The organism is Pseudomonas sp. MF08875, from assembly GCF_059862525.1.
Genome location: NZ_JCBCUW010000048.1, coordinates 1 through 12,498 on the forward strand (window position 1 = coordinate 1; position 12,498 = coordinate 12,498).

The window sequence follows — 12,498 nt, forward strand, 5'->3', positions numbered from 1 at the left end:
GCGATATCAGCCATTTCTTGATGCATCGGTACAATTGGATTCGACCCCATCAATTCAATGATGGGCTGGCGCCAGCTCGGGCCGAAGAAAAACTTAACGTCGTGTCCGGGATTAGTTGACCACTACATAGGCTACCATCTGAGTAACAATCAATAAGTCTAGAGACGACCCCTTCCATTTCAATATCCGTGAGCGGCCCACTCTCAGGACACATCGACTGCACTGCATATCCTTTCTCATTTCCTTTTATTCTCCAGCCCTCCATCATCTTCAGCGTTTCACCAGGCACGCCCTCGTAGCCCAAGCTAACCCAGGTTCTGATGAACGCACGCATCGAACTGAGATGCCAATCCTCACCTTCTAAAGCGGAACGATAGGAAATGACCGATTCTGGGGAGAACAACAGGGGCCCTGTCGTAGACTCAAAATAATGTCTGAACCGCCTGAACACCGCCATTGTGTAAGGTGCAGAAGAAGTCTGAGCATAAATTGACAGCACCTGTAGAAACGCCCGTTTGATCTCACTATCAAGCCATTCTGGAAGGTGATCCAGGAAGAATCCGATATCTTTGTTTAGCTTCCAGTGGTCGGAGAAGATTGCTACCTCATATCCGTCCTTGGAAATAAAATTGGTACGCTCATAACGGGCAATGATAGAACTGTTAATAATCATCAGACTTAATCCCCAAATGCTTTTTCTGCAAACTCATGGTCGCTTCCCCGGCAGCTTCTTTGATGTGTCTTTTATTATAAGTTTGTGCTGTCCCCGAGGTTTCACTCCAACCCATGAGGTACGACCGTAGCTTGTTCTCTCGCTCCTGGCTCAAGCCTTTTTCTTCGCTGTTTTTTGAGAACATGTAATTCCAGTGATGCCGCAACGCATGCGAGTGCATGCCAGAGAACTCATCTGCCAAATTCGACAATGAGCCAATGAACTTGCCGAAGCCGGAGCCCGAAAGAGGCCATCCGACAGTTTTTCCAGGGCGATGGGTAACAAAAAGGTAGCCATGCTTACGAGCCCCAGGAACCTTGTTACGGTAACCACTGATATAGCGCTGGATCTTGTCCATCAACTCTGGAATCAGCGGAAATGTTCGCTCTCGCGTCTTTGCAAGTGGCTGATAGGTTCTGGGGTCACCGGCAGAGTCTGGCCGACGTACGATCTTCAAGGTGTATTTCCCAAAATCGAAGTCCTCGATCTTTAGGTTTAACAACTCGCCCCGACGCATCCCAGTTAGTCGGAGAACTGTAAACATCAAAGCGTTTCGATACTGCAATCCAATATCAGTAACAGGATTGGAGTCGCCTCCAGGTTTGAGAATTTCTTCTAAGACGTCCAGGACGTTATCGTCAAAATCTGATTCCGATCTGTCCTTTTCCGTTTGGCTGCTCAGAGTGGGCCGGTTAGCTTTGACCTGAGACACCATCGCCGCGATCTCACGAGCGCTAGTTGCCGTCACAGGATGCAACCTTCCAGCAAGAAATCCGACGTATTCGGCGATAACACTCATGCGGTTGTACTGATTATCTTTAGCTACTCGATCCTGTTTCCGCTGAATTGCTAAGACATTACCAGCTGATGGCCACATGCTACTCATAGGCTTCTGCATGAAGTCTCTCAGAGAGTGGACTTCATGACCTACGAGCAACTCGCTCCGCTTAAAACGCGACTCTAGGTTGAGATCGTAGTAGCTCTGCCAGGCATACATTGCTTTGAGTGCCGACAATGCATTGTCTATGGTATTGATCGACAGCGAGGCCCCACGCATCTGTGCAGTTACGTAAAGAGCGGGGTAGAACAGCGGCATGCCAAACTCGTCGATCAGAATCGCGAACCTTTCGCCCGACTCGCCCTTAAACCGCCTGATCGCTAGCTGCATACCCACCTCGAATACCTAACAGAAACTCAAGGTATGAGCCTAGTAAATTTAGGTCAAGTTTTTTTTAACACCCCCAAAACGACAAAACCCCCGCATGGCGGGGGTTTTAGGAAGAAACCTAACAAAACGGTCTCTGCGGCTCCTCAGAACGGAATGTCGTCATCAAAACTGTCGAAATCCGGAGCCGGTTGCGGCGCGGCCTGCTGGGGAGCCGGGGCCGAACGCTGTTGCGGGGCCGACTGCTGCGGGCGCGGAGCCTGCTGGCGTGGGGCCTGCTGCTGGTAGTTGTTGCCGCCACCTTGTTGCTCGCCCTGTTGTGGGCGGCCGCCGAGCAGTTGCATGGTGCCTTGCATGTCAACCACGATTTCAGTGGTGTAACGCTTGATGCCGTCTTTTTCCCACTCGCGGGTCTGCAACTTGCCTTCGATGTAGACTTGCGAACCTTTACGCAGGTATTCGCCGGCGATCTCCGCCACTTTGCCGAACATCGACACACGGTGCCATTCGGTTTTCTCGACCTTCTGACCGGTTTGCTTATCGGTCCATTGTTCGCTGGTCGCCAGACTCAGGTTGGTCACGGCGTTACCGTTAGGCAAGTAGCGAACTTCGGGATCCTGGCCGCAAGTGCCGACCAATATGACTTTGTTAACCCCACGGGCCATAACGTTCTCCTAGGCTTCGCACGCTGTCGGTGCCGGGTTGTTGACCAGGCCTTCGAGGGTCGTGCGATCCAATAGTTCGGTGTCCAATTTGATATAAATGGCGGCCTCTTCGGCCACCACCACTGCATCCGTTACTCCGACGACGGCCTTGAGGCGCTCGACCAGGCCGGCTTCGCGAATCGCTTCGGGCGACAGCGGCAAGCGCAGGCTCGTCACATACGGAGGTTCGCGCATGGTAACAGCAAAGGCGAACCAGAGTGCAGCCAGCGCAGCGCATCCCAGGAACACAACCGACAAACCGCCATGCTGGTACAACCAGCCGCCCATGATGCCGCCCAACGCCGAACCGAGGAACTGGCTGGTGGAGTAGACCCCCATCGCCGTGCCCTTGCCCCCCGCCGGTGAAACCTTGCTAATCAGCGACGGCAGCGTAGCCTCCAGTAGATTGAACGCGGTGAAGAACACCACCGTCGCCACCACCAGCGCCCTCAGGCTGTCGCCGAACCGCCAGAAGAATAGCTCAGTGAGCAGCAGCGTCAGCACGGCGCCGAGCAACACTCGTTTCATTTTGCGTTTCTTCTCGCCGTAGATGATGAACGGGATCATGGCGAAGAACGAAATCAGCAACGCGGTGAGGTACACCCACCAATGCTGCTCCTTGGGCAACCCGGCCTTTTCTACCAGGGCCAGGGGCAAGGCGACGAAGCTGGACATCAGCATCGCGTGCAACACAAAAATGCCCAGATCCAGGCGCAGCAGGTCCGGGTGCTTGAGCGTCGGCATCAGGGCCTGGCGCGCGACGCCGGATTCGCGGTGCTGCAAGGTGCCGGTGGAGCGCGGCACCATGAAGGCCACGATCAGAATGCCAAGCATGGCCATCGCCCCGGTAGCCAGGAACAGGCCCGACAGGCCAAAGGCGCGGGTCAGCAGCGGGCCGACGACCATGGCCACGGCGAACGATAGGCCGATGGTCATGCCGATCATCGCCATGGCCTTGGTGCGGTGCTGTTCGCGGGTCAGGTCCGAAAGCAGCGCCATGACCGCCGCGGAAATCGCCCCGGCACCCTGCAGCACCCGCCCGGCAATCACGCCCCAGATGGAATCGGCGTTGGCCGCCAGTACGCTGCCCAGGGCAAAGATGATGAGCCCCAGGTAAATCACCGGCCGACGACCGATACGGTCGGAAATGACGCCAAAGGGAATCTGGAACAACGCCTGGGTCAGGCCATAGGCGCCGATCGCCAGGCCGATCAGGGCCGGGGTGGCGCCCGCCAGGTCCATGCCATAGGTCGCCAGCACCGGCAGCACCATGAACATGCCAAGCATACGGAACGCAAACACCAGGGCCAGACCGCTTGCCGCGCGGGTCTCACCGCTGCTCATGCGTTCGCTGTGGGGATCGTGCATGGAAAAACCTCGTGTGAACCGGCGGCGATTCTACCAGTCCGATCGAGGGAGGGGGTACATGCGACCGTTTGCCGCGAGGATGTATCCCGCGTCAGCCCGGCATGGCCTGCAAAGGCGCATTTGATAGTGTGCATCCATCCAGTATTTGGCTTTATACTCCTGCCTTTACGCCCGCCGAGCGAGGCCACCTTGGACAAGATCCTGATTCGTGGGGCTCGAACCCACAACCTGAAGAACATCGACCTGACCCTGCCACGGGACAAATTGATCGTTATCACTGGCTTGTCCGGTTCGGGCAAGTCTTCCCTGGCCTTCGATACGTTGTATGCCGAAGGTCAGCGGCGCTATGTAGAATCGCTGTCGGCCTACGCCCGCCAGTTCCTGTCGATGATGGAAAAACCCGATGTCGATACCATCGAGGGCCTGTCGCCGGCCATTTCCATCGAGCAAAAGTCGACGTCCCATAACCCGCGCTCCACTGTGGGCACCATCACCGAGATCTACGACTACCTGCGCCTGCTTTACGCGCGCGTCGGCATTCCGCGCTGCCCGGATCACGACATCCCGCTGGAAGCCCAGACCGTCAGCCAAATGGTTGACTTGGTGCTGGCCCAGCCCGAAGGCGCCAAGCTGATGCTGCTGGCGCCGGTGATCCGCGAACGCAAGGGCGAACACCTTTCAGTCTTTGAAGAACTGCGTGCGCAGGGCTTCGTGCGAGCTCGGGTCAACGGCAAGCTGTGCGAGCTGGACGAGTTGCCGAAACTGGATAAACAGAAAAAGCACTCCATCGACGTGGTGGTCGACCGCTTCAAGGTGCGCGCCGACCTGCAACAGCGCCTGGCCGAATCCTTTGAAACCGCGCTGAAACTGGCGGACGGCATCGCTCTGGTGGCGCCGATGGACGACGAGCCCGGCGAGGAAATCATCTTCTCCGCACGCTTTGCCTGCCCGATTTGCGGCCACGCCATCAGCGAGCTGGAGCCCAAGCTGTTCTCCTTCAACAACCCCGCCGGTGCCTGCCCGACCTGCGATGGCCTGGGAGTGAAGCAGTTCTTCGACATCAAACGCCTGGTCAACGGTGACCTGACCCTCGCCGAAGGTGCGATACGCGGCTGGGACCGGCGCAACGTCTATTACTTCCAGATGCTCGGCTCCCTGGCCAGCCACTTCGGCTTCAGCCTGGAAGTGCCGTTCAATGAACTGCCGGCCGAACAGCAGAAAGTCGTCCTGCATGGCAGTGGCTCGAAGAACGTCGATTTCAAATACCTCAACGACCGGGGCGATATCGTCAAGCGCTCCCACCCGTTCGAGGGCATCGTGCCGAACCTGGAGCGGCGCTACCGCGAAACCGAGTCGGCCAGCGTGCGCGAAGAGTTGGCCAAGTTCCTCAGCACCCAGTCCTGCCCGGACTGCCGCGGCACGCGCTTACGCCGTGAAGCTCGGCACGTGTGGGTCGGCGAAAAAACCCTGCCGGCGGTGACCAACCTGCCGATTGGCGACGCCAGCGAATACTTTGCCGGGCTGAAGCTGACCGGCCGGCGTGGCGAAATCGCCGACAAGATCCTCAAGGAAATCCGCGAGCGCCTGCAATTTCTCGTCAATGTGGGCCTGGACTACCTGTCCCTGGATCGCAGTGCCGACACCCTATCCGGCGGTGAAGCCCAGCGTATTCGCCTGGCCAGCCAGATCGGCGCGGGCCTCGTGGGCGTGCTGTACATCCTCGACGAGCCGTCCATTGGCCTGCATCAACGGGATAACGACCGCTTACTCGGCACCCTCAAGCACCTGCGCGACATCGGCAATACGGTGATCGTGGTCGAGCACGACGAAGACGCCATTCGCCTGGCCGATTACGTCGTCGATATCGGCCCCGGTGCCGGCGTGCATGGCGGCCACATCGTCGCCGAGGGCACGCCCGCCGAAGTCATGGCGCACCCGGATTCGCTGACCGGCAAATACCTGTCAGGCCGCGTGAAAATCGGAGTGCCCGCCAAACGCACCCCGCGCAACAAGAAGCTGACCCTGTCCCTCAAAGGCGCGCGCGGCAACAACCTGCGCAACGTCGACCTGGAAATCCCCATCGGCCTGCTGACCTGCGTCACTGGCGTGTCTGGCTCGGGTAAATCGACGCTTATCAACAACACCCTGTTCCCCCTCAGCGCCACGGCACTGAACGGCGCGACCACCCTGGAAGCGGCAGCCCACGACAGCATCAAGGGCCTGGAACACCTGGACAAAGTGGTCGATATCGACCAAAGCCCCATCGGCCGCACGCCGCGCTCCAACCCGGCCACCTACACCGGGTTGTTCACGCCGATCCGCGAACTCTTCGCCGGCGTACCGGAGTCCCGCTCCCGGGGCTACGGGCCGGGGCGGTTCTCCTTCAACGTCAAGGGCGGCCGCTGCGAGGCGTGCCAAGGCGATGGCCTTATCAAGGTGGAAATGCACTTTCTACCGGACATCTATGTGCCGTGCGACGTGTGCAAGAGCAAGCGCTACAACCGCGAAACCCTGGAGATCAAGTACAAGGGCAAGAGCATCCACGAAACCCTGGAGATGACCATCGAAGAAGCGCGAGTGTTCTTCGATGCCGTCCCGGTCCTGGCGCGCAAACTGCAAACCCTGATGGATGTAGGCCTGTCCTACATCAAACTGGGGCAATCGGCGACCACCCTGTCCGGGGGCGAGGCGCAGCGGGTGAAGCTGTCCCGCGAGCTATCCAAGCGCGATACCGGCAAGACCCTGTATATCCTCGACGAGCCGACCACCGGCCTGCACTTCGCCGATATCCAACAGTTGCTGGATGTGCTGCATCGCCTGCGCGACCACGGCAACACGGTGGTGGTGATCGAGCACAACCTGGACGTCATCAAGACCGCCGACTGGCTGGTGGACTTGGGGCCGGAAGGCGGCTCCAAGGGCGGCCAGATCATTGCCGTCGGCACACCGGAGGAGGTGGCGGACATGAAGCAGTCCCACACCGGCTTCTACCTCAAGCCATTGTTGGAGCGCGACCGCGCCTGATTACGGGCCACAAAAAAGCCCCTGTCACTTGAATCGTGACAGGGGCTTCTTCATTTCTGGCATGTGGGCGCGGGGCTGGCCCGCGGCCGCATCAGAACTGCGATTGCAGGTAGTTTTGCAAACCGATGGATTTAATCAGGCCCAACTGCTTTTCCAGCCAGTAAGTGTGATCTTCCTCGGTGTCGTTCAATTGAACCCGCAGGATCTCGCGGCTCACATAGTCGTTGTGCTGCTCGCACAACTCGATGCCCTTACAGAGTGCGGCACGGACCTTGTTCTCCAGACGCAGATCGCTGGCGAGCATCTCAGGCACCGTGGTGCCGGTGTCCAGGTCGTCGGGGCGCATGCGGGGCGTGCCTTCAAGCATCAGGATGCGGCGCATCAGAGCATCCGCGTGTTGCGCCTCCTCTTCCATTTCGTGGTTGATGCGTTCGAAGAGCTTGGTAAAGCCCCAGTCTTCGTACATCCGCGAGTGAATGAAATATTGGTCACGAGCTGCCAGTTCTCCCGTCAGCAACGTGTTGAGGTAATCGATTACGTCCGGGTGACCTTGCATCGCCCTACATCTCCCTGCTTGAAAGGCCCTAGTTTGAACCAACGGGACTTGCAGGTCACGGGACAAACGGCAGAAAAGTGAAGATTTTCCGGGAAACGTGGCCGAAATAACGCAAAAACCGCCCAATTGAGGGCGGTTCTGCTTCTCGTTTAGAGTCAGTTAAGCGATACGCCTAGCGCCGCTGCGACTCCTTCTCCATAAGCAGGGTCAGCCTTGATGAAATGCTGCAATTGACGCTGAACCACATCCGCCGAAACGCCAGCCATCGCGCCGGCAATGTTGGCGATCAACAGTGCTTTCTGATCGTCATTCATCAACCGGAAAAGCGCACCGGCATGGCTGTAGTAATCGGTGTCTTCGCGATGATCGTAGCGATCTGCCGCGCCGCTCAGCGCCAACGACGGCTCAGCGTATTGCGGGGCCTGCTTGGGCGCATCAGCGTAGCTGTTGGGCTCATAGTTCGGTGCCGCTCCACCATTGCTGCCCAAAGCCATCGAACCGTCACGCTGATAGCTGTTGACCGGGCTACGTGGCGCGTTCACCGGTAACTGCTGGTGATTGGTGCCTACACGGTAGCGGTGAGCATCGGCGTAAGCGAATACGCGCCCCTGCAGCATGCGGTCCGGCGACAGGCCAACACCCGGCACCATGTTGCTGGGGCCGAACGCGGCCTGCTCGACTTCAGCGAAATAATTGAGCGGGTTGCGATTGAGTTCCAACTCACCCACTTCGATCAGCGGAAACTCTTTTTGCGACCAGGTCTTGGTCACGTCAAAAGGGTTTTCGTAATGAGCGACGGCCTGGGCCTCGGTCATGATCTGGATGCACACACGCCATTTCGGGAAGTCCCCGCGCTCGATGGCACCGAACAGGTCGCGCTGGGCGTAGTCCGGGTCGGTACCGGCCAGGCGCGCGGCCTCGGCCGGGGCCAGGTTCTTGATGCCTTGCTTAGTCTTGTAGTGCCACTTGACCCAGTGCCGCTCGCCTTGAGCGTTAATCAAGCTGTAGGTGTGGCTGCCGAAACCATGCATGTGGCGATAGCCGTCCGGGATCCCGCGATCCGAAAACAGAATGGTGACCTGGTGCAGCGCCTCAGGGGAATGCGACCAAAAATCCCACATCATCTGCGCACTTTTCAGGTTGCTTTGCGGTAGGCGTTTTTGGGTGTGGATAAAGTCCGGGAACTTCAGGGGGTCGCGGATAAAGAACACTGGCGTGTTGTTGCCCACAATGTCCCAGTTACCCTCCTCGGTGTAGAACTTCAAGGCAAAGCCGCGTGGATCGCGCTCGGTATCCGCCGAACCGCGCTCGCCACCGACAGTGGAGAAACGCAGGAAGGTCGGGGTCTGCTTGCCCACAGACTCAAAGAGCTTGGCGCTGGTGTAGGCAGTGATATCCCGCGTCACCGTGAACGTGCCGTAGGCACCCGAGCCTTTCGCATGCACGCGGCGCTCCGGGATGTTTTCACGGTTGAAGTGGGCAAGCTTCTCGATCAGATGAAAGTCGTCGAGCAACAATGGGCCGCGCGGGCCGGCGGAACGGGAATTCTGGTTATCAGCGACGGGAGCGCCACTGGCGGTCGTCAGGGTTTTGCTCTGGCTCATGCTCAATCTTCCTCTTCAGTCCTGGACACTGCCGGCTAATCGGCTGGGGAGGAGTATCGACCATGGCGATGACACCATCAAATTCATTAATTATTCGCGCGTGATAGAAAATAACTAATTATTAACCCCCATATGTAGTGCGCCTATTCCAATCAGCAACGGACACTTTTCACGCACACACAAAAAACCGGGCACTAGGCCCGGTTCTTTGTTCAGACTGACGTCTTACTCAGCGGATACAGCTTCACCGCTGGTAGAACGATCAACCAACTCGACATACGCCATAGGCGCGTTGTCGCCAGCGCGGAAACCGCACTTGAGGATGCGCAGGTAACCACCCTCACGGGTAGCGTAACGCTTGCCCAGGTCGTTGAAGAGCTTACCAACGATAGCTTTCGAACGAGTACGGTCGAAAGCCAGACGGCGGTTAGCCAGGCTGTCTGTCTTGGCCAGAGTAATCAGCGGCTCGGCAACGCGGCGCAATTCTTTGGCTTTCGGCAGTGTAGTTTTAATCAGCTCGTGCTCGAACAGCGACACCGCCATGTTTTGGAACATAGCCTTGCGGTGCGAGCTGGTACGGCTCAGGTGACGACCACTTTTACGATGACGCATGGTTCATTCCTTACCAAACTCACGTTCGGTGATTACGACGATCAGGCAGTCGCCTTGTCGTCCTTCTTAAGACTTGCAGGCGGCCAGTTGTCGAGGCGCATGCCGAGGGACAGACCGCGGGAGGCCAGAACGTCCTTGATTTCAGTCAAGGATTTCTTGCCCAGGTTCGGAGTCTTCAACAGTTCTACTTCGGTACGCTGAATCAGGTCGCCGATGTAGTAAATGTTTTCCGCCTTAAGGCAGTTAGCCGAACGTACAGTCAGTTCCAGATCGTCAACCGGGCGAAGCAGGATCGGATCGATCTCGTCTTCTTGCTCGATTACCACTGGTTCGCTGTCACCCTTGAGGTCGACGAACGCAGCCAACTGCTGTTGAAGGATGGTTGCAGCGCGGCGGATAGCCTCTTCAGGATCCAGGGTACCGTTGGTTTCCAGATCAATAACCAGCTTGTCCAGGTTAGTACGTTGCTCGACACGGGCGTTTTCCACCACGTATGCGATGCGACGTACCGGGCTGAACGAAGAGTCAAGCTGCAAGCGACCAATGCTGCGGCTCTCATCTTCATCGCTCTGACGCGAGTCGGCCGGTTCATAACCACGACCACGAGCTACAGTGAGCTTCATGTTCAGGGCGCCGTTAGACGCCAGGTTAGCGATTACGTGATCGGGATTAACGATCTCGACATCATGATCCAGCTGAATATCGGCAGCGGTAACCACCCCCGAACCCTTCTTCGACAAGGTCAGCGTAACTTCGTCACGGCCGTGCAGCTTGATAGCCAGACCTTTAAGGTTCAACAGGATTTCAATTACGTCTTCCTGTACACCTTCGATGGCGCTGTACTCGTGGAGCACACCGTCAATCTCGGCCTCGACTACTGCACAGCCGGGCATTGAGGACAACAGGATGCGGCGCAGCGCGTTGCCCAGGGTGTGGCCAAAACCACGCTCGAGAGGCTCGAGAGTGATCTTGGCGCGGGTTGGACTGACAACCTGCACATCAATATGGCGGGGTGTCAGGAACTCATTTACCGAAATCTGCATGGATGCACCTATTTTCTAGCCCTTACTTGGAGTAGAGCTCGACAATCAGGCTTTCGTTGATGTCGGCGGACAGATCACTGCGAGCTGGAACGTTCTTGAAAACGCCCGACTTCTTCTCAGTGTCTACTTCTACCCATTCTACGCGGCCACGTTGGGCACACAGATCGAGAGCTTGGACAATGCGAAGTTGGTTCTTTGCTTTCTCGCGAATCGCGACCACGTCACCAGCACGAACCTGGTAGGACGGGACGTTAACGGTTTGGCCGTTTACGCTGACGGATTTGTGCGATACCAGCTGACGGGATTCGGCACGAGTCGAACCAAAGCCCATACGGTATACAACGTTGTCCAGACGGCATTCGAGCAGTTGCAGCAGGTTTTCACCGGTTGCACCTTTCTTGCCAGCAGCTTCTTTGTAGTAGCCGCTGAACTGACGCTCGAGAACGCCGTAGATACGACGGACCTTCTGCTTTTCACGCAGTTGTGTGCCGTAGTCGGACTGGCGACCGCGGCGTTGGCCGTGGATACCAGGTGCTGCTTCAATGTTGCACTTCGATTCGATCGCGCGCACGCCGCTCTTCAGGAAGAGATCGGTGCCTTCGCGACGAGCGAGTTTGCATTTTGGACCAATGTAACGAGCCATTCTTTACAATCTCCTGGATTACACGCGGCGCTTCTTCGGCGGACGGCACCCGTTGTGCGGGATTGGCGTCACGTCGGTGATGCTGGCGATCTTGTAGCCACAGCCATTCAAAGCGCGGACTGCGGATTCACGACCTGGACCTGGACCTTTGACGTTGACGTCAAGGTTTTTCAGGCCATATTCCAGCGCAGCTTGACCAGCACGCTCAGCAGCTACTTGAGCAGCGAACGGGGTGGACTTGCGAGAACCGCGGAAACCCGAACCACCGGAGGTAGCCCAAGAAAGCGCGTTACCCTGACGGTCGGTGATGGTCACGATGGTGTTATTGAAAGACGCGTGGATGTGGGCGATGCCATCAACCACTGTCTTTTTGATTTTTTTACGAGGACGAGCAGCAGGTTTTGCCATGATTAATTTCCTGTCGATTCGCTGGGGCGATTACTTGCGGATCGGCTTACGCGGACCTTTACGGGTACGCGCGTTAGTCTTAGTACGCTGACCGCGTACTGGAAGACCACGACGATGACGCAGACCGCGATAGCAACCGAGGTCCATCAAACGCTTGATTTTCATGTTGATTTCGCGGCGCAGGTCACCTTCAGTGGTGAACTTCGCCACTTCGCCACGCAGCTGTTCAATCTGCTCGTCGCTCAGATCCTTGATCTTTGCGGCTGGGTTGACCCCAGCAACTGCACAAATTTTCTGTGCAGTGGTGCGACCAACACCATAGATGTAGGTCAGCGAGATAACAGTGTGCTTGTTATCTGGAATGTTAACGCCTGCAATACGGGCCATTCAGTGGGACTCCAATTGACAGCTACCTACGCCCCGGAAGCCAAGAAATAGGGCGTGAGATAATATCGCTGTAATAACAAATAATCAACCCGGCAGCGCACTAGCTGCCGGGCTTCAAGCGGATCACACTCAGCCTTGGCGCTGTTTGTGACGCGGTTCCGCGCTGCAAATTACTCGAACAACACCTTCGCGGCGAATAATCTTGCAGTTACGGCACAGCTTTTTCACCGATGCACGAACTTTCATCACCAACTCCTCGAACCTTATGGGTG

General features: G+C 57.2%; 13 protein-coding genes. 1 reads left to right on the plus strand and 12 read right to left on the minus strand.

Features of this window, described 5'->3' with window-relative positions; all coding sequences use genetic code 11:
- Window positions 1–49: 49 nt before the first annotated feature.
- The 4 genes from AC19YT_RS22735 to AC19YT_RS22750 form a co-directional block, all read right to left on the minus strand.
- The gene (locus AC19YT_RS22735) at window positions 50–673 is read right to left on the minus strand and encodes a hypothetical protein (protein WP_500611076.1); all 624 of its coding nucleotides are present in this window, start codon (window positions 671–673) and stop codon (window positions 50–52) included.
- On the minus strand, window positions 663–1,880 hold the full coding sequence (locus AC19YT_RS22740) for a site-specific integrase (protein ID WP_177055547.1): 1,218 nt from the start codon (window positions 1,878–1,880) through the stop codon (window positions 663–665). Before AC19YT_RS22740 ends, AC19YT_RS22735 begins: the two co-directional genes overlap by 11 nt.
- A gap of 143 nt (window positions 1,881–2,023) precedes the next feature.
- Window positions 2,024–2,542 (minus strand): single-stranded DNA-binding protein, encoded by a 519-nt coding sequence (locus tag AC19YT_RS22745; RefSeq protein WP_095109681.1) that lies wholly within the window; start codon window positions 2,540–2,542, stop codon window positions 2,024–2,026.
- A 9-nt stretch (window positions 2,543–2,551) separates the two neighbouring features.
- Window positions 2,552–3,949: an MFS transporter gene (locus tag AC19YT_RS22750; protein WP_095109682.1), complete on the minus strand. Its 1,398-nt coding sequence runs from the start codon at window positions 3,947–3,949 to the stop codon at window positions 2,552–2,554.
- 189 nt (window positions 3,950–4,138) lie between these two features.
- Between AC19YT_RS22750 and uvrA the strand changes: the two genes are divergently transcribed.
- Window positions 4,139–6,973, plus strand: a complete 2,835-nt coding sequence (uvrA, locus tag AC19YT_RS22755) for an excinuclease ABC subunit UvrA (RefSeq protein ID WP_500611075.1) — start codon at window positions 4,139–4,141, stop codon at window positions 6,971–6,973.
- A gap of 91 nt (window positions 6,974–7,064) precedes the next feature.
- Here the strand turns inward: uvrA and bfr are convergent, their stop codons facing one another.
- The 8 genes from bfr to rpmJ form a co-directional block, all read right to left on the minus strand.
- Window positions 7,065–7,529 carry a bacterioferritin gene (gene bfr / locus AC19YT_RS22760; RefSeq protein WP_095109683.1) on the minus strand — a complete coding sequence of 155 codons (465 nt, stop codon included), beginning with the start codon at window positions 7,527–7,529 and terminating at the stop codon, window positions 7,065–7,067.
- Window positions 7,530–7,684: 155 nt separating this feature from the next.
- Window positions 7,685–9,133: a catalase gene (locus AC19YT_RS22765; RefSeq protein WP_095109684.1), complete on the minus strand. Its 1,449-nt coding sequence runs from the start codon at window positions 9,131–9,133 to the stop codon at window positions 7,685–7,687.
- 225 nt (window positions 9,134–9,358) lie between these two features.
- Entirely contained in the window at window positions 9,359–9,745 is a 387-nt protein-coding gene (gene rplQ, locus AC19YT_RS22770) for a 50S ribosomal protein L17 (protein WP_095109685.1), read from the minus strand.
- Between the two features lie 41 nt (window positions 9,746–9,786).
- Window positions 9,787–10,788: a DNA-directed RNA polymerase subunit alpha gene (locus AC19YT_RS22775; RefSeq protein WP_003176403.1), complete on the minus strand. Its 1,002-nt coding sequence runs from the start codon at window positions 10,786–10,788 to the stop codon at window positions 9,787–9,789.
- 22 nt (window positions 10,789–10,810) lie between these two features.
- Window positions 10,811–11,431 (minus strand): 30S ribosomal protein S4, encoded by a 621-nt coding sequence (gene rpsD / locus AC19YT_RS22780; protein ID WP_003210056.1) that lies wholly within the window; start codon window positions 11,429–11,431, stop codon window positions 10,811–10,813.
- A gap of 18 nt (window positions 11,432–11,449) precedes the next feature.
- Window positions 11,450–11,839 carry a 30S ribosomal protein S11 gene (rpsK, locus tag AC19YT_RS22785; protein ID WP_007924177.1) on the minus strand — a complete coding sequence of 130 codons (390 nt, stop codon included), beginning with the start codon at window positions 11,837–11,839 and terminating at the stop codon, window positions 11,450–11,452.
- 30 nt (window positions 11,840–11,869) lie between these two features.
- Window positions 11,870–12,226 (minus strand): 30S ribosomal protein S13, encoded by a 357-nt coding sequence (gene rpsM / locus AC19YT_RS22790; protein WP_003194635.1) that lies wholly within the window; start codon window positions 12,224–12,226, stop codon window positions 11,870–11,872.
- A 129-nt stretch (window positions 12,227–12,355) separates the two neighbouring features.
- Complete coding sequence (gene rpmJ / locus AC19YT_RS22795) at window positions 12,356–12,472, minus strand: 50S ribosomal protein L36 (protein ID WP_002555468.1); 117 nt, start codon at window positions 12,470–12,472, stop codon at window positions 12,356–12,358.
- Window positions 12,473–12,498: the final 26 nt, after the last annotated feature.

Excerpts from the sequence above, each read along its gene's own strand:
- AC19YT_RS22775 (WP_003176403.1), bottom strand. The coding sequence starts at position 10,788 with ATGCAGATTTCGGTAAATGAGTTCCTGACACCCCGCCATATTGATGTG.
- rpmJ (WP_002555468.1), bottom strand. The coding sequence starts at position 12,472 with ATGAAAGTTCGTGCATCGGTGAAAAAGCTGTGCCGTAACTGCAAGATT.
- AC19YT_RS22735 (WP_500611076.1), bottom strand. The coding sequence starts at position 673 with ATGATTATTAACAGTTCTATCATTGCCCGTTATGAGCGTACCAATTTT.
- bfr (WP_095109683.1), bottom strand. The coding sequence starts at position 7,529 with ATGCAAGGTCACCCGGACGTAATCGATTACCTCAACACGTTGCTGACG.
- rpsM (WP_003194635.1), bottom strand. The coding sequence starts at position 12,226 with ATGGCCCGTATTGCAGGCGTTAACATTCCAGATAACAAGCACACTGTT.
- rpsD (WP_003210056.1), bottom strand. The coding sequence starts at position 11,431 with ATGGCTCGTTACATTGGTCCAAAATGCAAACTCGCTCGTCGCGAAGGC.
- rpsK (WP_007924177.1), bottom strand. The coding sequence starts at position 11,839 with ATGGCAAAACCTGCTGCTCGTCCTCGTAAAAAAATCAAAAAGACAGTG.
- AC19YT_RS22740 (WP_177055547.1), bottom strand. The coding sequence starts at position 1,880 with ATGCAGCTAGCGATCAGGCGGTTTAAGGGCGAGTCGGGCGAAAGGTTC.
- AC19YT_RS22750 (WP_095109682.1), bottom strand. The coding sequence starts at position 3,949 with ATGCACGATCCCCACAGCGAACGCATGAGCAGCGGTGAGACCCGCGCG.
- rplQ (WP_095109685.1), bottom strand. The coding sequence starts at position 9,745 with ATGCGTCATCGTAAAAGTGGTCGTCACCTGAGCCGTACCAGCTCGCAC.
- AC19YT_RS22765 (WP_095109684.1), bottom strand. The coding sequence starts at position 9,133 with ATGAGCCAGAGCAAAACCCTGACGACCGCCAGTGGCGCTCCCGTCGCT.
- AC19YT_RS22745 (WP_095109681.1), bottom strand. The coding sequence starts at position 2,542 with ATGGCCCGTGGGGTTAACAAAGTCATATTGGTCGGCACTTGCGGCCAG.